Annotated in this window: 19 protein-coding genes and 1 tRNA gene; 11 read left to right on the top strand and 9 right to left on the bottom strand. The window is 45.3% G+C overall.

Going from position 1 to position 20034, the window contains the following annotated elements; all coding sequences use genetic code 11:
- Nucleotides 1-201: 201 nt before the first annotated feature.
- The 7 genes from purF to RIG66_RS31720 all read right to left on the bottom strand — a co-directional run bounded on the left by purF (nt 202) and on the right by RIG66_RS31720 (nt 7589).
- Entirely contained in the window at nt 202-1695 is a 1494-nt protein-coding gene (gene purF, locus RIG66_RS31750; protein WP_446383805.1) for an amidophosphoribosyltransferase, read from the bottom strand.
- Nucleotides 1696-1860: 165 nt separating this feature from the next.
- A complete protein-coding gene (gene purL / locus RIG66_RS31745) occupies nt 1861-4209 on the bottom strand; it encodes a phosphoribosylformylglycinamidine synthase subunit PurL (protein WP_446383803.1) in 2349 nt (782 codons plus the stop codon).
- 54 nt (nt 4210-4263) lie between these two features.
- Nucleotides 4264-4671 carry a hypothetical protein gene (locus RIG66_RS31740; protein ID WP_446383802.1) on the bottom strand — a complete coding sequence of 136 codons (408 nt, stop codon included), beginning with the start codon at nt 4669-4671 and terminating at the stop codon, nt 4264-4266.
- Nucleotides 4672-4674: 3 nt separating this feature from the next.
- The gene (locus tag RIG66_RS31735) at nt 4675-4890 is read right to left on the bottom strand and encodes a hypothetical protein (RefSeq protein ID WP_446383800.1); all 216 of its coding nucleotides are present in this window, start codon (nt 4888-4890) and stop codon (nt 4675-4677) included.
- A gap of 180 nt (nt 4891-5070) precedes the next feature.
- Nucleotides 5071-5766 (bottom strand): HNH endonuclease, encoded by a 696-nt coding sequence (locus RIG66_RS31730; protein ID WP_446341132.1) that lies wholly within the window; start codon nt 5764-5766, stop codon nt 5071-5073.
- A complete protein-coding gene (locus RIG66_RS31725) occupies nt 5763-7085 on the bottom strand; it encodes an AAA family ATPase (protein ID WP_446383798.1) in 1323 nt (440 codons plus the stop codon). The genes RIG66_RS31730 and RIG66_RS31725 overlap by 4 nt, the downstream gene beginning before the upstream one ends.
- Nucleotides 7086-7163: 78 nt before the next feature.
- On the bottom strand, nt 7164-7589 hold the full coding sequence (locus RIG66_RS31720) for a helix-turn-helix domain-containing protein (RefSeq protein WP_446383796.1): 426 nt from the start codon (nt 7587-7589) through the stop codon (nt 7164-7166).
- Nucleotides 7590-7906: 317 nt separating this feature from the next.
- Between RIG66_RS31720 and RIG66_RS31715 the strand changes: the two genes are divergently transcribed.
- Nucleotides 7907-8719 carry a CheR family methyltransferase gene (locus tag RIG66_RS31715; RefSeq protein WP_446383794.1) on the top strand — a complete coding sequence of 271 codons (813 nt, stop codon included), beginning with the start codon at nt 7907-7909 and terminating at the stop codon, nt 8717-8719.
- A gap of 64 nt (nt 8720-8783) precedes the next feature.
- Here RIG66_RS31715 and RIG66_RS31710 read toward each other — a convergent pair whose 3' ends face one another.
- Nucleotides 8784-9044 carry a hypothetical protein gene (locus RIG66_RS31710; protein ID WP_446383792.1) on the bottom strand — a complete coding sequence of 87 codons (261 nt, stop codon included), beginning with the start codon at nt 9042-9044 and terminating at the stop codon, nt 8784-8786.
- Nucleotides 9045-9506: 462 nt separating this feature from the next.
- Here RIG66_RS31710 and RIG66_RS31705 point away from each other — a divergent pair, with 462 nt between their 5' ends.
- The 10 genes from RIG66_RS31705 to RIG66_RS31660 all read left to right on the top strand — a co-directional run bounded on the left by RIG66_RS31705 (nt 9507) and on the right by RIG66_RS31660 (nt 16437).
- Nucleotides 9507-10385, top strand: coding sequence for a class I SAM-dependent methyltransferase (locus tag RIG66_RS31705; protein WP_446383790.1), 879 nt, complete (start codon nt 9507-9509; stop codon nt 10383-10385).
- Between the two features lie 13 nt (nt 10386-10398).
- Nucleotides 10399-11106 carry an HAD family hydrolase gene (locus RIG66_RS31700; protein ID WP_446383788.1) on the top strand — a complete coding sequence of 236 codons (708 nt, stop codon included), beginning with the start codon at nt 10399-10401 and terminating at the stop codon, nt 11104-11106.
- Nucleotides 11107-11429: 323 nt separating this feature from the next.
- Nucleotides 11430-11873 (top strand): endonuclease domain-containing protein, encoded by a 444-nt coding sequence (locus tag RIG66_RS31695; RefSeq protein ID WP_446383786.1) that lies wholly within the window; start codon nt 11430-11432, stop codon nt 11871-11873.
- A gap of 238 nt (nt 11874-12111) precedes the next feature.
- Nucleotides 12112-12184 (top strand) — tRNA-Ala (locus tag RIG66_RS31690).
- Between the two features lie 134 nt (nt 12185-12318).
- Complete coding sequence (locus tag RIG66_RS31685; protein WP_446383809.1) at nt 12319-12549, top strand: DUF4258 domain-containing protein; 231 nt, start codon at nt 12319-12321, stop codon at nt 12547-12549.
- The gene (locus RIG66_RS31680; RefSeq protein WP_446383784.1) at nt 12542-13084 is read left to right on the top strand and encodes a hypothetical protein; all 543 of its coding nucleotides are present in this window, start codon (nt 12542-12544) and stop codon (nt 13082-13084) included. Before RIG66_RS31685 ends, RIG66_RS31680 begins: the two co-directional genes overlap by 8 nt.
- A 349-nt stretch (nt 13085-13433) precedes the next feature.
- Nucleotides 13434-13667 carry a hypothetical protein gene (locus RIG66_RS31675; protein ID WP_044208127.1) on the top strand — a complete coding sequence of 78 codons (234 nt, stop codon included), beginning with the start codon at nt 13434-13436 and terminating at the stop codon, nt 13665-13667.
- Between the two features lie 513 nt (nt 13668-14180).
- A complete protein-coding gene (locus tag RIG66_RS31670; protein ID WP_446383782.1) occupies nt 14181-14801 on the top strand; it encodes a FeoB small GTPase domain-containing protein in 621 nt (206 codons plus the stop codon).
- A complete protein-coding gene (locus RIG66_RS31665) occupies nt 14767-16218 on the top strand; it encodes a nucleoside recognition domain-containing protein (protein WP_446383780.1) in 1452 nt (483 codons plus the stop codon). The genes RIG66_RS31670 and RIG66_RS31665 overlap by 35 nt, the downstream gene beginning before the upstream one ends.
- Complete coding sequence (locus tag RIG66_RS31660; protein ID WP_044208130.1) at nt 16219-16437, top strand: FeoA family protein; 219 nt, start codon at nt 16219-16221, stop codon at nt 16435-16437.
- A gap of 252 nt (nt 16438-16689) precedes the next feature.
- Here RIG66_RS31660 and RIG66_RS31655 read toward each other — a convergent pair whose 3' ends face one another.
- Nucleotides 16690-19965 (bottom strand): CHAT domain-containing protein, encoded by a 3276-nt coding sequence (locus RIG66_RS31655; RefSeq protein WP_446383778.1) that lies wholly within the window; start codon nt 19963-19965, stop codon nt 16690-16692.
- Nucleotides 19966-20034 lie beyond the last annotated feature (69 nt).

Here is a 20034-nt window from a genome sequence, read left to right as displayed (position 1 = left end):
TGAATAGGTGAGGTGAATGGTGGTAGGTGTGAGGTTTTTTCGCCTCCAACAGACAATTCCATCCTGACACCCGACACCCGACACCCGACACCCGACACCCTTGCTCAACCGAGCTTTCACCTTAAGTTGACACCAATGGATAATATCGTGCCCCTAAAGGTAGCTTGAAGTGCCCAAAAACAGTAGGGGCGCACCAGTTGCTTAAACCTTCGCTTCTTCCAGCATCAACTTAGACCGTTTTAGTCGTTCGGGAACTGGAATCGGATAATCTCCAGTAAAACACGCCGAACAGAACGTATTCGCATTATCTTGAGTCGCCAGCATCATACCTTCCCAACTCACATACGCCAGAGAATCCACGCCAATTTGTTCAGCAATTTCCTCAACCGACTTGGTTGCGGCGATAAGCTGGTCTTGAGAATCGGTATCAATTCCATAGAAACAGGGATGAGTCACAGGTGGTGCAGAAACCCGCATGTGAACCTCAGTCGCCCCTGCATCCCGTAACGCTTTGACAATCTTCCGACTCGTGGTTCCCCGAACAATCGAATCGTCCACAATAATCACTCGCTTACCCATGAGAACATCTTTCAGCGGATTCAGTTTCATCCGAATCCCCGACTCTCGCATACTCTGCGTCGGTTGGATAAACGTGCGTCCCACATAGCGATTTTTAATCAACCCTTCCGCGTAGGGAATTCCCGACTCTTGGGAAAAGCCGATCGCGGCGGGAACACCGGAATCCGGTACCGCAATTACAATATCGGCGTCAGTCGCCGCTTCTTTTGCCAATTGACGCCCCAACCGTAGCCGATAGCTGTAGATGCTTTCATCCTGCATCACGCTATCCGGGCGAGCAAAATAAATCATTTCAAAAATACACAGCTTGCGTTGGGGTTTTTGACTCCAGTGGAATGACGCCATCCCGGCTTCGGTAATCCAAACCAATTCTCCCGGTTCCACATCCCGCAAGTATTCTGCGCCAATAATATCTAACCCACAGGTTTCTGAAGCGAGGACATAACGCATCGGATTCGTACCTAAGGTGCCAATCACCAAGGGACGAACGCCATGGGGGTCACGCACTCCCATCACCCCTTCCGGCGTACCAATTACTAAACTATAGGCACCTTCACAGAGGTTAAACGCACTAATCGCCGCGTCTAACCAATCCTTCCCTTGATCCACTTCCGCACCGATCGCGATCGCAATCATCTCAGAATCCGTCGTGGTCAAAAATTCATTATAGTTGCGGTTCTCTAAATGGGTTCGCAACTCAGAAGCATTGACTAAATTTCCATTATGTGCTAGAGCCAACGACCCTAAGCGGGTATTCACCACAGCAGGTTGGGCATTTACAACCCGACTCGACCCCGTTGTCGAGTAACGGGTATGACCCACTGCGATTGTTCCGGGCATTTGGTTCAAAAGGTCTTCGTTAAAGACTTGGGAGACAAGTCCCATATTCTTATAGAGACGCACCTGTTCTCCCTCAAAGGTGGCAATCCCCGCTGATTCTTGACCCCGATGTTGCAGGGCAAACAAACCAAAGTATGTTAGCTTGGCGACATCTTCGTCTGGTGCATAGATACCAAAAACCCCGCAAGCTTCTTCAGGTTTGTCGGGGCGTTGGCTGATAATCTGATCAGATTCAGCAGGATTGGGGGTAGAGGAGTGGGGTGGCTGGAGAATCATGGGTATTAGCTTACTCCTGATAGTGGCAGTCAGTTCGACTTGTATTAACGCAAATCAATCGGGAATCGTTAATTAAACTTAACGATTCCTTAACGATACCATTAATTTGTAAGTCATGGATCATGCGTCATTAGTCCTTCATTAGCCGTGACTGCCTTAACACGACTATAAGCGACGCTCTAGGGCGTTAAAGAAGCGATCGCTCATATCTGCGATCGTAGCGTTGATTAAGGGAGGATGATCGTTGATTAAAATTTTTAATCCTTCCGATAGAGATTTAACCCTCCCCAACCGTTGCCAACCCTGGGCAGATTCCCCTAAAGACTCCATCAAGTAAGCCTCCCAATCCTCCTGGGCTTCCGGCTTCACTGACACCAGAATCCGACTGGCGCCCTCACCAAATAAAATCTCATCCCAACGCCGTTCTAGAGAAGCCTCTGTCAATCCTAAGTCAATCTCAGCCCCCAATCCGCCGGAAATACAACATTCCGCCAGCGCCACGGCTAATCCACCTTCTGCACAGTCATGGGCTGAATTCAGGAAACTGCGTCGAATTCCCTCACGACAAGCCGCTTGTACCCGACGTTCTAACTCAAAATCCACGATGGGAGGTTTTCCCGCCACAACTCCATGAATCGCACTCAAGTATTCCGAACCCCCCAAAGTGAGATGAGGTGTAGTAACAGTTAGCGATAATCCCAATACGTAAATTAAATCCCCTTCACACTGCCATCCTTGATCACAAATCTGACTTAAATCCGGAATCGCCCCCACCATCCCAATCACCGGAGTCGGATAAATCGGTTGCGGATTTCCCTGACTATCCAAGGTTTCGTTATACAACGAGACATTTCCCCCCGTCACAGGCGTCGCCAATTCTGCACAAGCCTCAGCGATACCCTGACAAGCCGATGCCAGTTGCCAGTATCCTATCGGCTTTTCTGGTGACCCAAAATTCAGATTATCGGTGACGGCGACAGGTTCTGCACCCACACAGCTTAAATTACGGGCGGCTTCTGCAACCACCGCTTTTGTACCTTCATAAGGGTCAAGATAGACATAGCGAGAATTACAATCCACCGTAGCTGCGACACCCGATTGGGAATTTCTGCCTGATTCCGGGGGACGTAAGCGGATGATTGCCGCATCTGCACCACCGGGAAGCATCACAGTATTATTTTGCACCTGATGGTCATACTGGCGATAAACCCAGCGTTTTGAGGCAATGGTGGGTGTATCTAAGAGTTGCAGGAGAATATCCGTCCAGGATTTAGCCTCACCCGACAGTTCGATTCCGGTACGATTACAACTCGGTAATGACTCAACCGTCCATTGCCAAGCCTCTTTTGCATACTCTGGCGCTTCTGTCAACACATCCCGATCATAAATCGGCGTATTATCCGATAACGCCGTGGCTGGGATTTCCGCCGCTACTTCACCTTGAAACAGAATCCGCACAATTGGTTCTTCAATCACCGTACCCGCGACAACCGCCTGCAATTCCCAACGGTGGAAAATATCAATTAACTCCTGTTCTCGTCCCTTGTGCGCCACAAACAGCATCCGTTCCTGGGATTCCGAGAGTAAATATTCATAGGGAACCATCCCGGTTTCGCGGACTGGGATTAAATCCAAATCCAATTCAATTCCCACACCTCCCTTTGCCGCCATTTCCGAGGTAGAACAAGTAATCCCCGCCGCCCCCATATCCTGTGCCGCGACAACCGCCCCAGTTTTAAAGGCTTCTAGACAGGCTTCAATCAGGCATTTTTCCAAGAAGGGGTCTCCCACTTGCACCGCTGGGCGGTCATCCATCGATTTATCGGTGAGTTCTGCACTGGCAAAACTGGCACCGCCCATACCATCGCGCCCGGTAGTGGAACCCACATACAGCACCGGATTGCCAATTCCTGACGCCCCAGATTTCACAATTTCTGGCGTTTCCATCAATCCCAACGCCATCACATTGACCAGGGGATTCCCGGTATAAGCGGGGTCAAAGTAAACCTCACCGCCAACCGTAGGGACACCAACGGAGTTACCATACCCCGAAATACCCGCCACAACCCCAGAAAATAAGCGCCGGGTGCGGGGATTATCCAGGGAACCGAAGCGCAGGGAATTCAAAACCGCAATGGGACGCGCCCCCATGGTAAAGATATCCCGCAGAATTCCGCCAACGCCTGTGGCGGCACCTTGATAGGGTTCCACCGCCGAGGGATGATTATGGGATTCAATTTTAAACGCGAGTTGGAGTCCGTCGCCCAAGTCTACCACGCCAGCATTTTCCCCCGGACCCACGAGGATACGTTTCCCGGTGGTGGGGAATTGTTTGAGGAGAGGGCGGGAGTTTTTGTAACAACAATGTTCTGACCACATAACGCCGAACATCCCCAGTTCAGCTTTATTGGGATGACGCCCTAGACGTTTAACAATTTCCGCGTATTCGTCCGGTTTGAGTCCTTCAGCGGCGATTTCTTCGGGGGAAAAGGGGGCAGAGGATAGAGTAGACATGGAACCCTTGTACAAATGGCACAGGGATAATTGTATCGATTAATGGGCGTCTGGCTAAGGAGATTTCGGCTTGACTTCAAATTCCAATTTAGAACGGTAGAAGCAAACATCGAATTCCAGAAAAAAGTTGGTCTGACCCAAAATCAATGGTGTGTTTGGACGCTGCACCCATGCAAACAGCAATTCGGTTGGCGGACAGTCTGCGATTTGGGCGATCGCAGAAAACGGCATCGCTGGCTGATTGCTGAGATTACCCGCTAACTGAATAATAGCTTTGCGATCGTCCCAAATTTCCCCTAATTGAAGACCGAGTTCAAAAGGCAAGACATTAACTGTAGCACCGCTATCCACTAGCCCAATTGCTTCAACTGTTTGGTCTTCTCGATGTAGCAGTAGCGGAAGTCTGGGCAGGCTGTCAAACTCATTTTGAGTTGGGCTAGTGGTTGAATATTTAAACCGCATATATCACTGCTGACTTGCATCTGAGCGTTTGAAGGCTTCCATTAAAACTGCGCCTGCCCCAAAGCAATTGTATGGGGTTGGCAAGTCATAAATTTTAAAGGGTTCCAACGGTGAAATATCCTCAGCCGTCTCCAAATCCTCAGCCAAAATTCGGATCAGTTTGAGCTTTTCCGTTGGGGTGAGTCGTCGTGCAGCAGGAATTACCTCAGCTAGTGACATAATTACACGTTCCCAAATCGTAATAGTTTATACCAACAGCTTACTCAATGCCAGCCTGATCAGGTTCAGCATCAGCAACCTAATTCAGCTTTTACTGCTATCCTTTTTTGTTAACCCAGATGTGACTAAACCCGCCCCGATAAACGTGGCTTGGCAAGGAGATAGTTAACACGGATGGATTCACAGCGCCCCACCAGGGCGAGGGATTGGCTGAAACTGATCATTAAAACAGGACTGGCAAGTCCCCTCAAAACTATCAATAAACCGCTTCAACATATCAGTGTCTTCGGAGAATACAGTCATCCACACCGACCAAAATCCTCTTGTCTTAGCCGTTTCTACAATCTGTTCTCGCATGAACGGTGTATCGTTCTTTTTCAGATTTTTCAATGACCGTTCAGCAAGATCCCAGGCTTTTTGACGATTAAGCCAGCGTCGGTCTTTCATAGCTGGATCATTGGCTGGAGTACGATCTAACCCGGTTAATTTAAGAGTGTTTAGCGCCTGTTCCTGTTCAGACTCTTCCAGATTGGGGTCAACCCGGACAATTCCTCCAGGTAGATAGATGAAGGCACGAAATGTATTATCGCGATCAGGTAAATAATAGTCTGCTAATACAATGTTTTTATTCCCTTTAGTCGAATTGCAATTTGTGCAAGCCAGCAGAAAGTTATCCCAATCTCGTTCAAGATGTGGGTACAAGCTTTTGGGTAAGATATGTTCTACAGCCAAAGAAACGCCAAGCGGTGTTTCACAAAATGAACAATATTCTCCTATTCTCGTAATTAAATCGCCCCGTGCATCTTGATACTTATGAAATAGTTTAGGGATACCTGTCGCATCAGTAGGACAGGAACCTCGGTCAATTGGTCTCATTGCTTATCCCTACCTAGACCAGCCGCTTCTCGTTCCATTTTCAGAAAAGCGTGATAAGCAGGATCATCACTATAGGGCATTGTCAACTCATCTAATTTAGTTTTTAGTTCTTCAATGCGTTCTGGAGGAGCATCTTTAGCGTCTTGCAGTACCCGATAATACTCTTGGGCGGCTTCCATCATCTTCTGGTAACGCTCACTTCTTTGGGGAATTTCTACCCCCATCACATATTCTGTGATATCTTCAATGCTTTTATTTTCATATTCTTCAATTCCTGCTGGTTTATCTAGATTAATCAGTTCTCCTTCACGTAGAGATTGGATAATAAAAGGTGAATGTGTTGTTACTACAAATTGAATCTTAGGAAACGTTTTCTTTAAATCATCAACAACCCGTCGCTGCCACTTGGGATGCAGATGCAGATCGATTTCGTCTATTAATACAATACCAGAAGTTTGTTGAGCAGCGTCACGTCCTAGTTGAGGATTTAATACGGCGACGCGATAGGCGATATCGGCAACCATCCCAAATATATTCCGAAACCCATCACTCAACATCCGAAATGGTAGTATACGTCCATCATTGAATGTTGTGATCAATTCATCCTCAAGAATGTCATACCTAACACTCTGACAGTCTTCTAAACAATTAGCAATTGCCGTTTTAACAGCATCAAGTACCAGAATCGATTCTCCCCGCTGAAGCGCTGCAATTTCCATCGTTTTCAACCACCTCATCAGCACATTTGGGTTTGAGGTTGGATCTAAACAATTGACATATCCCAGCATCCGCGATCCAGGTTTAATAGTTTCAACGGATTCTTCCGTGTTTTGTAGCCAGAGGCGACCTGTTCCGTAATAAGCAATTAGGGGCAATAGTATGTCCTCTCCCCTACGGACTTTTTTCTGAATCTGTTTTGAGATATTGACTATATTAGGAGATACGGTTTGTTCTAACTGCGGATTATTCTCACCGCTATCGACTCTATCGACGATCTGTGACTTCCGTTCCCAAACAATTTCAGATCCATCAACCACAGCCGTACAATCAAATACAACAGGATATTGGGGTTCAATAGTTGGTGTTTGTCCTTTTTTATATCTCACTTGACGTACATCGTCATCGCTGAACTTACGTTCGAGATCTTTAAAGTTATCAAATTTACAAAATAGGCAACTTATACTTATTGCTATGGCATCAAGAATAGCAGTTTTACCTGTACCATTATCTCCTACCAGTACAGTAAAGCGTTCTGAAAAATCAAATATAGTATGTTCAAAGTTTCGGAAGTTTATCAGTTCAAGGCGGTGAATTCTCATGTCTTTCTCCTGCAACGTGAGTTAATGACTGGACTCAAGGGAGACTCAGTTCGTCATTTTCCTAGATATTATGCAGTATCAGTTGTCCCACGAACCACGTTCCTCCTGGAGATATTGGTCAGCTTCTTCCGCTGTTTTAAATAGTCTTTGACCAGGCAATGAATCTAGCAAGTCTATAGAGGTTTGAGGATGTTTTTCTGTGCTTAGTCCCCGACGTAGCTCTGACGGTGACACCCCTTGATGTTTGTTCTTACTCGGCTGATGAGTCGAGTCAGACGTTTCTACTGTTTCCGAGTCGGGTTCCCACAACATTAAGTCTCCGGGTTGACAGTTAAGAGCAGCACAGAGCTTTTCTAGGGTTGCCCATTCTAATCGTTCTGGCATCTCCTGAGAATTCTTTAACTTAGAGATAGTGACAGGATGCATTCCCGTTGCTTCCGTCAAGTCCTTATTTTTCAGGTATCGCTCAGCCATCAGCACATTCAAGCGCCATTTAACAGACATAGTTCTTCTTCAATGAGATAGGGTTATAGGTATCAATCTGGCTTTTCGTGAGCCAGTCTCGTCGTCAATGCCTCTAAGGTGCCACAACTCTACTGAGGATATTTTAGCCTCAGCGCTGACATAATTAGCCTATGCGTTTAATGCTGGAGTTAGTCGTAGATACTAATATTATCGTTTCCCCTATTCCAAGACGTGCCATGGCACGTCTCTACATTGCTCCCCTTCCCCTACGGTTACTCTGTTGGGTTGCACTCCGTTCAACCCAACCTACAAACGTGACATTCTAGATAACAGCGGTGACATTCTAGATAACAGTGATGAAAGATACTGAATGCTTTCACTTCTTGCAGTGGGCTTTACCTCAATTAAATTTACGTTGGGCGGGGTTTCGTAAGGTGCGAAAGCAAGCCTGTAAACGTATCCAACGGCGTATTCTTGAACTTGGACTATCTGATAGTGACGCCTATCAATCTTACCTAAATACTCATCCGGAAGAATGGACAGTATTGGATGGCTATTGTCGAATTACGATTTCCCGATTTTATCGCGATAAACAAATTTTCCAGCATTTACATCAAGAACTATTGCCCCAACTCATCCAGCTTGCCCAAGAACGAGGTGACACAGAATTTGTTTGCTGGAGTGCTGGCTGTGCATCGGGAGAAGAAGCGTATACCCTTTCCATTCTCTGGCATTTAGCTAAATTTGCTCAAACTTATAACCTTTCACTGAGAATTATTGCAACTGACGCCAATGACTATCTCTTGAAGAGGGCGAGAACGGGTTGTTATCAAGGGGGAAGTTTAAAAGAACTTCCGTCTGACTGGTTGGCACAGGCTTTCACTAAATCTGATGAATTTTATTGTATTCGTCCTGAGTTTCGTGAGGAAATTGAGTTTAAACAACAGGATATTCGTGTCACTATGCCTTCGGAGTCATTTCATTTAATATTGTGTCGGAATCTAGCATTAACGTATTTCGATGCAGACTTACAACAAAAAGTGTTATCGCAAATAGTCAAGCGATTGATTCCTGGAGGAGTATTGGTTGTTGGTAGCCATGAAGCTTTACCATCAAATTTTCGGCAGATGCAAGCTGTTCAGTTAGGACTTTATCGAAAAGAAGGATGATTTTAGTTAGGATTGACGATTGATAGTTGACGGTTGACGGGTCACTGGTATTTCGCAAAAGTCTTTAACAAACACAAGCGCCAGCTTTTAAAGGCTGGTGAGAGGCTAATGAACGAGGAATTAAGCCAGCAAAGGATAATTCACCTTGTTCTTTAATCTGAGAAGTTTGAGGATTGTTTTTGGAAAGAATAAATTCGAGGATTGACTGTGCTTGTTGGGGATCATGCAGGTAATAAATCGCCTGAGATTTAGGCGAGAGCCAAATTTGCAGCTTCCAGGGCTTAGATGCAGACACGGAATTGGGTTCGAGGGAAAAGGTAATCATGATCGGCTGGCGTCCTGATTTCGAGGAATTACAAAGATGGAGAACCTAAAGGTTGAGAGAGAAATGCTTTCTTGATTCCCACTTATAACTGTACCGAATTTTTCCACTCTTTATAGAGAGTTAAATCATCCGGAGTTTTGATTTTAATCCGCCCTAGGGGTGAGCCGCATAATATAAATTTGATGAAATCGATCAACTTAATAAAGTGATTGCAGTCACAAGTAGGGTGGCGGCAAATCATTCTTTTCCCGAAGAAAAACTGCTGTTCTGCCATTATTAGTTAGGCATCATTAGTCATACTCGCTCTTTCTCAAGTGAGGATGTTTATTTTCATAAAATGTGGTTTTTGTCAAGACTCAGTAATGAATGGGTGGTCTAAGACATACCTGAATCCGGATGTTATGCTCAGAAGTGCCAAAATTATTACAATAAATTAAGCAAGTAGGATTAGAGCTTAAACTTATGGTGAATCGCAAAGACACGCTTTGGGAGCAATTCTTACAACCCATTGTTGGCGTATTCATCGACGGGGAGCAATTGCGCCAGCTTTATGAGAGCATTGACTGGCAACGAGAGAGCGATCGCCTTTCTACACCTGACTTAGTTTACCCTGATTACTACAAGAGTCAGAACTTCCATGGTATTGAAGGGGGTTACTTGAATGGTGGTGCGGCAACCAGCTATGATCCGATTACCCAATACGCTTTACCTCCCAACGAAACCTGGGTACGCCAGGAGTCAATCGATCGCATTCAGGGAACACCGCGACGGATTCTGGATTTAGGCTGCGGTACGGGTTCAACGACTCTACTGTTAAAACAGGCGTTTCCTCAAGCTGAGGTAATCGGTTTGGATTTATCCCCTTATATGTTAGTCATGGCAGAGCGCAAAGCTAAAGCCGCCGGGGTAGACATTCAATGGCGTCATGGCAAAGCGGAAGAGACGGGTTTACCAGAGGCGTCTTTTGACCTGGTAACCGCTTCCTTATTATTCCACGAAACCCCCCCAGCCGTGGCGAAGTCGATTTTGCGTGAAAGTTTCCGACTCCTTAAAGGAGGTGGACAAGTTCTGATTCTTGATGGCAATCAGCGAACCTTGCGTCAAGTAAACTGGTTAACGGAGGTGTTTGAAGAACCCTATATCAAAGCTTACGCCACCGATAGCGTAGACGCCTGGATGGGTTCGGCTGGCTTTGAAGCGGTGCAGACTCAAGACGTGTGGTTGCTGAATCAGGTTACCCAAGGCATGAAACCTCTCCCGGTAGACGAACAAGTGTACCAACGGACTCAACGCCGTACAATCGACGACTTCGGTTCTGAAGGTATTCCAGCTCCAGCATAGTAACGAATCTGGTATGAGTTTAAAGGCAGTTCTGTTTGATTTCAACGGTGTAATTATCAACGATGAGTCGATTCATCAGCAACTCATCGAAGAGATTCTGCTGGGCGAAAATCTGCGTCCCTCGGCGTCGGATTACTGGGAGGATTGCTTGGGGCGTAGCGATCGCGCTTGCTTAAAAGTATTATTGGAGAAACGAGGTCGGGTGATGAGTGATGACGACTTAACCCGTTTAATCTCCCGAAAAGCCGACGCCTACCGCCGTCAACTGGAAACTCTATCTAAATTACCGATATATCCGGGAGTCGAAGATTTAATTTACAAAGTCCGCGTGGCTCAATTACCCATAGGGGTGGTGAGTGGGGCGTTGCGATCAGAAGTTGAGTTAGTCTTGGATCGGGCTAAACTCTTGCAATATTTTCCGGTTATTGTGGCAGGTGATGACATTAAGGTGAGTAAACCGGAACCGGATGGCTATCTGTTAGCGGTGGAACGCCTCAATCAGCAGTTTCCAGAACTTAATGCCAAATCATCGGATTGTCTTGCCATAGAAGACACCCCGGCGGGTATTGCAGCCGCCAAACGCGCCGGAATGCAAGTCGTCGGCGTTGCTAATACCTATCCCTTTCACATGCTTCAGCGTCAAGCCGACTGGACGGTTGATTATCTGCATCAGCTTGAACTTGAGCGCGTGCAGGAAGTTTATGCTCAAGTTGTGGGTTAGAACTGTAGCTGTGCGATTCGCAGCAAGCGCATTCAAAGTCCCCCTTTTGAAGGGGGATTTAGGGGGATCTAAACTTAATAAAGAAGTCCATAAACTGATGCAATAGAATCTCAACTTGAGTGGAGATCCCCCCTAGCCCCCCTTTTTAAGGGGGGAACCGGATTCAATTTCGTCTAGTCTAGCTACTTGAGTAAAGATTTTCTCTACCCTGCTTAAAAAAGGGGGAAACCGGATTTAAAGTCCTTTTTTTAAGGATGCTTCGCTTTTATTGCATAGGCAAACTGGACTCGATGTCCCTCTTTTCGATTTCTAGTTTAAGAAAAATGGCATTACCAACATCAGGCAACCGAAATCTCAACACCACAGACTTTCATCTTCCCTATGATTCGCGCCTAGTAGCCAGAGCTAAATCCCTTCGCCAAAATCCAACCACAGCCGAGAAAAAACTCTGGCGAGACTACCTGAGAACATTCAAATTCCGGATACTGCGACAGAGACCTATTGATCACTTCATTGTTGATTTTTACTGTGCTGCCTTGAAATTAGTGATTGAAATAGATGGAGATTCTCATTTTACAGACCAAGGAAAAGCTTATGATTTTAACAGAACTAGTATATTAGAAGGCTATGGTTTGCAGGTCGTTCGGTTTAAAAATGAGGAGGTACTCAATCATTTTGAAAGTGTTTGTCAACAGATTGATGCGATCGCCTCAGCCGCCTCAGCCGTTCTACAGCCCACGCGAACTCAAAACTTCTATGACGTTTAATAGGTGAAACGACCTTGTATCAGAAAGAACCCTTCTGCCTTTTGCTATAAATCTAAACCCTTATACCAATTGACAAACTTGATCACATCGTTCTTCGTCAGGGTGCGATTGGGCTTCGTGTCAAAATACTTCTTGAGGGAGTTGACAATTCTATTTCCAGAGTGTAATAAAGACTGCTTGGGAAAAACGACAGCCGTGCGATCGGGTGAGCCGCTACAGTATGCTAAACTAGGAGTCCGGGGAATTAGCTCAGTTGGTAGAGCGCTGCGATCGCACCGCAGAGGTCACCGGTTCAAATCCGGTATTCTCCATTTTTGTCGCATACCGCTTGTTGCTGGGAGCGCACCGACCTTGTAGAATTAAGGCGCAAGACGTTTCATCTACAAGTTAATCATTTCCTTAAAGAACTTGAGCAGTCTTTATCTTTATGAAGACTCTAGAGTAGATTAAAAGTCAATTACAAGCCGGAAAATTTGAATTTACCCGCCATGCCTTTAAGCGGGCAATCGAACGCAATATTAGTGAAGCAGAGATTAGAGAAGCGAGTGTAACAATGGAGGTGATTGAAGATTATCCAGACGATAAGTATTCACCAAGTTGCTTATTGCTAGGATTTACGTTATTGTTAGTCGGATTAGTCCGAACATATCTCAGCCAACCCTCAACATATGGCTGATGCCAAAGCAAAAGCGGCTCAATACTTCACCATCCTCAACCGCATCGAGTACGTTATTGCTCTGGATGACAAATACAGCGAACCCAGCTTTCTAGCCTTCCTACGCTTGTTCAACAGGCTCTATAATCAGTTGCACCGTACTGATGATGTCAAAGACGCGATCGAAGTCTACTTTGACAACCAAATTGGAATCGTTGAGGTTGAACCTCAAGAAACAGAACCCAAGAAAAAGCGAGAAACCAAAGTCGCTAAAGGTAAAGAACCCAGTAACACAGTCCATCAATTTGACATTCTTGCAGTCATCGAAGCCCGAAATGAGCAAGAAGAACTCAAAGGTGAGCGCATCAAAGAATTTGAGGCAAAAATTCAGAATTTATTCAAATATGTCAGAGACTCCGATGAGGGTAAGCGCTTGATTGTCAAAATCAATTCTGATGTACCTGAAGATGAGATTTATGACGACTTCGCAAAAATCTACCGCAAATACAAAATCCTTAACCGGAAGACAGTAGGGGACTATTCCGGCTTCTCATAAGTTCCCCACTCGCACTGCCAACTAAACTCAGGCGGATATCGCTTCGGTAGCATCCCATGACGAAATCATTACCAGTCCGAGTCTTCACCGACAACCGATCGCCCAGTCAATCGACATAGCTGGTCAGTTTTACAAAGTAATTTTTCAGTTTGTTAAGGCTTTGGTAACTCTTGTATCATCCTCAGTACAATCGTGAGTTGGGTCGTTCGAGATGAGTTATGGTAAAAAAAACCAAGCAATCCTTAAGTAATTCTTAAAGGAGTCGTGTTCTTTGCCAGATCGCGACACGGCGCTGGAACACCAGCTTTATTTCTCGGCTGCTGCCACTTTACCTAAGGAAGGAGATTGTATGACTCCCACAATGCTGCGTCAGTTGTGGTCTTTAATTGAAACGACTCAAACTAACCTGCTACTGAAACTCGACGATGCTAGTCTCGTTCAGTGGATACTCAAGCAATTCAAACAAGAGCGAGGTCTCAATTCAGAGGAAATGCATATTTTGAATGACTATCTCTATAATCGCTTGTCTCTGATCCGAGATCTGGCAGAACAACGGTATACGGCAAGTCACTCGTCATCCTAGTGCAATTTGGCTGCAAGTACCCATCAGTTCACAAAAGAGGGGGTGATGAGGTGAAAGGGTGACGGCATACAGAAGATTGAGGTGGGCAATAACACTCTCTCGATAACCTGAGCATTTCCAGGTTGATGATTCTTGCCCACCCGACTTCAACTTCAAGTGACTTATTCTCAACATTTATTAAAAAATATTTCGGTAAATTACTATATATTTCGTGCCTAACCAGCGCTACGTTACCGCCAATCCCTGGAACACTAAAGAGAATCTGTTTCAGCTTTTATTTATCTTGTCAGACTGAGATAATAGGTTTAAACTTTGATCAGGACAAGGAAGAAGGCTTCGCGTCAAGCTTCGATCAATGAATCTCAGCGAAGAGAGGTTCCTCTTCACCCAAATATTAAGCTTTTATAAAAGGTAGACCTGATACAGAAATTTAGGTCATTATTGACTAAACTTAATGAGAATTACTTTTAACAAGTTGCCAAATTCGCTTCCCATCATTGGAGTCGAGACGATATGGAATGTCACAAATGTCAGAACACCTGCCACAGTAAGCCCAAAAGAGGGGCTGGCTGGAAATGGTGGAGCAAATCACCACAACCATCACTGCTGAAAACTGAATCGATTCCCCAAGTCGCGTTGGTGGGGATGCCCAATGTGGGTAAAAGCGTTCTGTTTAATGCCCTGACGGGAACCTATGTCACCGTGTCCAATTATCCAGGTACAACGGTGGAAGTCTCCAGGGGTCAGATGACGGTTGGGGATCGCTTGTTTGCGGTGGTGGATACACCAGGAATGTATTCCCTACTCCCGATTACCGAAGAGGAAAGAGTGTCGCGGGATTTATTACTCAGTGAATCCGTAGACTTGGTGATTCATGTCGTCGATGCCAAAAACTTAGGGCGGATGCTTCCGTTGACGTTTCAGCTTATTGAAGCGGGTTTGCCTGTGCTGTTAGCCCTCAACATGATCGATGAAGCCGAACACCTGGGGATTCAGATTCACCGGGATCATCTGGAAATGGAATTAGGGATTCCGGTTGTCACCATGGCAGCGGCACTGAATGTGGGTTTACGAGACTTGAAGTATAAGGTGAATGATTATGTTAAGTCAGCTTGCTTATCCGGAACCTATTGAGGGGGCGATCGCGAAACTGGAGTCATTGTTATCACGATTGTCGCTATCCCAGGATTATCCCCTGTCTCGGCGTAGTATTGCCCTACTCTTGTTGCAAAAAGATCCGGCACTTTGGCAACAACTTCAGATTCAGGAGACAGAAGCGGAAATCAAAGCCGCGATCGCAGATGCTGAGAGTCAGTTGGATGAACCGTTAATCGCAGTTATTGCTAAGGCGCGTCAGCAACGGGCGTGGGCGATCGAACAAACTGCCCTCAGCGAATCCAGTCAAGGCAAAACCCCGTTAGCAGAACGACTGCACCAACTCACGGTGAATCCGTGGACAGGATTTCCGATTTTGCTAGTGATTCTCTATTACGGGGTTTACAAATTTGTCGGCGAATTCGGCGCGGGGACGATGGTGGATGCCATTGAAACCTTTTTTGAGACATATATTAATCCCGTTGTCAACCAAACGGTAGCGGTAATTTTGCCCTGGCAACCCTTACAGGATTTAATCGCCCACGACTACGGGATTATTACCCTAGGGATTCGCTATGCGGTGGCGATTGTCTTACCTGTGGTTGCCACCTTCTTTTTAATGTTTTCCTTCCTGGAAGACAGTGGCTATCTGCCGCGATTATCCTTGATGCTGGATAACCTGTTTAAAGCGATCGGGTTATCGGGGCGATCGGTGATTCCAATTGTGTTGGGATTGGGATGTGACACCATGGCAACCTTAGTCACCCGCACCCTGGAAACGACACGGGAACGACTGATTGCCACATTTTTACTCTCCTTAGCCATTCCCTGTGCAGCACAGTGGGGGGTGATTGTGGGATTGTTAGCCCAAAAACCTGCCGCGTTGTTAATTTGGGGTGGAGTAATTGGAGCGATTTTCATGATTACGGGCTTTGTCAGCGCCCGACTGCTTCCGGGAAACCCGGCTAGTTTTTACATGGAAATTCCGCCTTTGCGCTTTCCCAAACTGCAAAACATTCTGGTGAAAACCTATCTCAGAATGAAGTGGTATTTCTTGGAAATTCTGCCTCTATTTATTTGGGCATCAGTGATTATTTGGTTTGGGCGTTTGACCGGGTTATTTGGCTTGATTATTCAGGGGATTGAGCCGATTGCTTTAGGGTTAGGATTGCCCAGAGAAGCAGCGCCCATCTTTTTATATGGCTTCTTCCGGCGGGATTACGGCGCAGCTGGGTTATTTGATATGCAGCAAGAGGGAATTTTTACAGGAAATCAGTTGGTGGTGACAGCGATTGTATTGACCCTGTTTTTACCTTGTATTGCCCAACTGCAAGTGATGTTAAAAGAGCGCGGGGCGAAAGTAACTTGGGCGATTGTGGCGTTTATTTTCCCCTTTGCCTTTTTTGTGGGATATCTGGTCAATGGTTTGTTAAATATATTAGGAGTGACGATTTAAATGATTGCACTAGCATCGGTTAAACGGGGAAATAGCGGCACCGTTGCTGCGTTGAAGACGAAGGATGAGATGACGTTGCAGAAGTTGATGGCGATGGGGATTAGTCCCGGAATGCCGATTCTGTTGGAGCAGCGGTTTCCTTCTTATATTATTAAGGTGGGCAGAACGCGGGCGGCGTTGGATCGGGAAATGGCAAAGATTATTTATTTGCATCGCTAAGAGGGCAAATGTCACCAGATTTAGGGTGATTTTGGCTAGGGTTAGATTGACGAGGAGAGGGCATGGCAATGCCATGCCCCTACCATAACCCAGAGATAATTAGATTGGGTAGGGACACGATAGTATCGTGTCCTTAAGGTTGTGATGTACTGGATCGGCGCTTATAACTTAGGGAAAATTACTCCTCTCCAGATATAAACCCCCAATTTAGCGTCCCAGTCACTAATTTCTCATCTACACGGACTGACCAATTCAGCGTAAGCCTTGGCAGGTAAATGCCGCCCAGAATCGCGGTTGTGAGAAGGGATATTCATCTGGAGATTTTTTTATAGTCTGAATTGGCTGAATGATTGTATGGTATTTACGATAGTCGCTTTCCCATTTTAAATAGTCTGTTGAATCGGGTTGGCATTGATTGCGCTTACGCCTTGCCTCTTTCCGTTTAGCTTCAGCTTGTTGGCAGAATTCTTTGATATCCTCTCGATTTAGCAGTTCGTCTTTCTGGAGTTCTCTTAATTTGATTTGAGCCTGTCGCAGCGCTTCCGGGCGATTTTTTCCCTGTTGTCGCTGTTGATAGTAAAAAATAGAGAATAAAGCGGTAGCTAAATCAGCCACTGACCAAAGGCTGCTAACCACACTTCTCGCCCCGGCACATAAAAATCCAGTCGAGAGAGTGAGACTATCATCGGTAATTTCTGGCAACCCTAATCCCGTCTCGCAGCAGGAGAGAAAGACATCGAATAAATCAGGTAAACGCCATCCTGGTGTCATTAATTGCCCCAATGTAATATGACCATCCGCTAATTTAAGTACCGATTCCAATGGATTATCCAGGCGAAATTCGGCATGGTGACTGGAGTGAATCACTTGGACTTGATGAACTAGGTGGCGATAGTTTTTAACCGTGGCTTGAGTCTTCCCCTTTAATCGTAGGTTATCGGGAATATTATGTAACCGGGCGATTTGTTCGCCTTCAAAACTGGCAAAAGGTAGATCATCTGTGGCATCTTCAACCGTGCCATATTGGGTTGCAGATAATGTCTCTACATCCTGATCGCGGCGTTGGTGGCAAAATTTTAAGATTTGGCAACTGGGGGTATAACGGAGGAGGAATTTATCTCCGAAATAGTCTCGACTTGCACCATTCTTTGAGGCTGGAGAGGAGTTCGGAATCGGTAAAGCTGCCAAGGGAATTTGATGCAGCAATAAGTGAGGAATAATAATCAGTTCGTTAATACCGTTTAAATGGTTGGTAATCAGTTCAGTCAGTTGCAGGTGTTGAGAGAGTTCGTTGAGAAATGTGTTGATATGGCTTTTCCAGTTCAACTTATCCTCAATATAAGGCTGTAACCAGTTCTGAGAAATAAAACGTTGCAGGGTATTAATTCCTTGACCGGGACAAGTGTGTAGCGTCAGTTTATTTTGTCGTAGAATGAATAAATGTAGGTCGTTAGTCGTTGTATAGAAACTCAGAATGGCAGTAGTCGGTTCGTCAACAAGTTGTTGTATCTGAGCAAAGTTAGGCGCATCAACTTTAATTTCTCCAGCTAGTACGGGGTCAAGGCGTCTCAGTTGTTCCCAGACGTGCAGTTTGTCAGCTTCTAAGGATGCGATCGCGTCGTTTTCGGCTTGGAATGCAGCGCGGTTTCTAGGATGGCTTTCTATCCCCATCAGTTCTCGATTATTACTGGATTTATTCTGTATTCGTTCTTGGTCAATGCGCTGTTGCAAATTATCAAACTTTTGCAACAATTCCTTGACATCTGGGGCAATTTCATCACTCTGGTAAAGGTCATTACTTGCCATTAAATCGACCAAACGTTTAGCCCGCGATCGCTCGACGGTTTCCAGGGCTTTTTCTAATTGTCCAGCATTAATACAAACTTGCACCATATTGTGATATATATGAAAGGCTTCTGCCGAAATCTCTTGACGGCGAGATTCAGACGTTGCCCAACTGCGACTGGTTTCTACAGCTTCAATGGCAATACCGTATCCCTCTATAGATTCTGCCCAACGCTTTGCCTTTGCCGCAATCTCACCGAATTGGCGTGCAGCTATGAAGCACTCCGCCGGAAATGTGATTGGTGTAAAAACTTCTAAAGCTAACCGACAACAAGCGATCGCTTCCTCAATTTTCCCTAGATTTGTATAGGCAATAGCTAGATTATTTTGGTTTTTAGCCCAATAGTCGGGAAAAGCATCGCGGCTAAAGACTTGAGAAGCAGCTTGGTAAGCTGTCATTGCTTTCTCTAAGTTTTCTGTCCGATTACCGCGAATTCGTTCACTGTAGACAAGTCCCAAATTTTTTTGAGCCATTGCCCATTCTTTGGGAAACGTCTCTTGGCTGTAAACTTGTAAAGTAGCTTCATAAGCGGCGATCGCTCGTTCCTGATGTTCGGCATCGTATGTCCGCTTCGAGTAAACCATACCTAGATTGTTTTGAATCGTAGCCCATTCTCTAGGAAATTCCTCTTTAGTGGCGACTTGTAAGGCAGATTTGTATGCAGCAATAGCTATTTCCAGATTTTCTGCCAGATTCCCCCGAATCCGATCACGGTAAACATTAGCCAGATTCATTTGTGTCTGCACCCATTTCTGGGGAAACGCTTCACGGGTATGAATTTGCAAGGCGGCTTGACAGTAGGCGATCGCTTTTTCCAGATTTTCCGATCGATCTCCGCGAATTCGTTCCTGATAGGTAACTGCCAACGTGTTTTGAGCATTTGCCCACTCTTTAGGAAACATCTCCTTAGTATAGATTTCCAGTGCGGCTTCGATATACTCAATGGCTACTTCCAAGTTTTCTGCGCGATTTCCCCGAATTCTATGAAGATAGGTATCTCCAAAATTATGTTGCAGCTTTGCCCATTCTGAGGGTATTTTCTCACGGCTGCAGACGTCTAAAGCTGCTTGAAAGTGTCGGATTGCCTCTTCCAAGTTATCAGCTTTTTGTCCCAAAACTCGGTTGCTGTAAGCCCCTCCTAAATTATTGTGAATTCCTGCCCAGAGTTGAGGGATTTTTTTTCGGGTATCTATTGTCAATGCTTGTTTACCAACTAAAATAGCTTTTTCTAAGTTCTCAACTCTATTTCCACGTATCCGGTTCGTGTAAGCCAAACTCAAATTATTTAGAAGTTCTGACCAAAGTAGCTTTTCCTCAAACTTTATTGCCTGACTAAACATTTCAGAAACAATTTCATAACCTTTTATGGCAATCTCTAAATTGATAGCCCTATTGCCTAGTGGAAATTGCATCAGCAATGTGTTAAAGTAGATAATTTTTAACGAGATAAATCGTGCGGTTTTAGACTCATCTTTCCGTAGGGTAGTATCTGCCCACTTGCAAAACTGCTGTAAAAAATCATCATTCAGTTTATGTGAGTTAGCTTGTAGCAGTGAATATACTATTTCTAAATCATCCGGGCTTTGTCCAATTGCCCCCAATACCTCAGTTAAGAAAGAAGGAGGCTCTATTTTACGTTTTTTGTGTTTTTTATTTTTATTAGTGCCAAATTCTTTTGCCATATAAATTCAATTTTTTGCCAATTGACTAAGTTTTTTATTGCTGATCTAGTTCATTCGCAATCTCAGAGA

Origin of the sequence: Coleofasciculus sp. E2-BRE-01, assembly GCF_040221695.1 — a bacterium.
GTDB lineage: Bacteria > Cyanobacteriota > Cyanobacteriia > Cyanobacteriales > Coleofasciculaceae > Coleofasciculus.
Note: the sequence above shows the minus strand (reverse complement) of the source record. Positions and strands in the feature narration are given on the sequence as shown.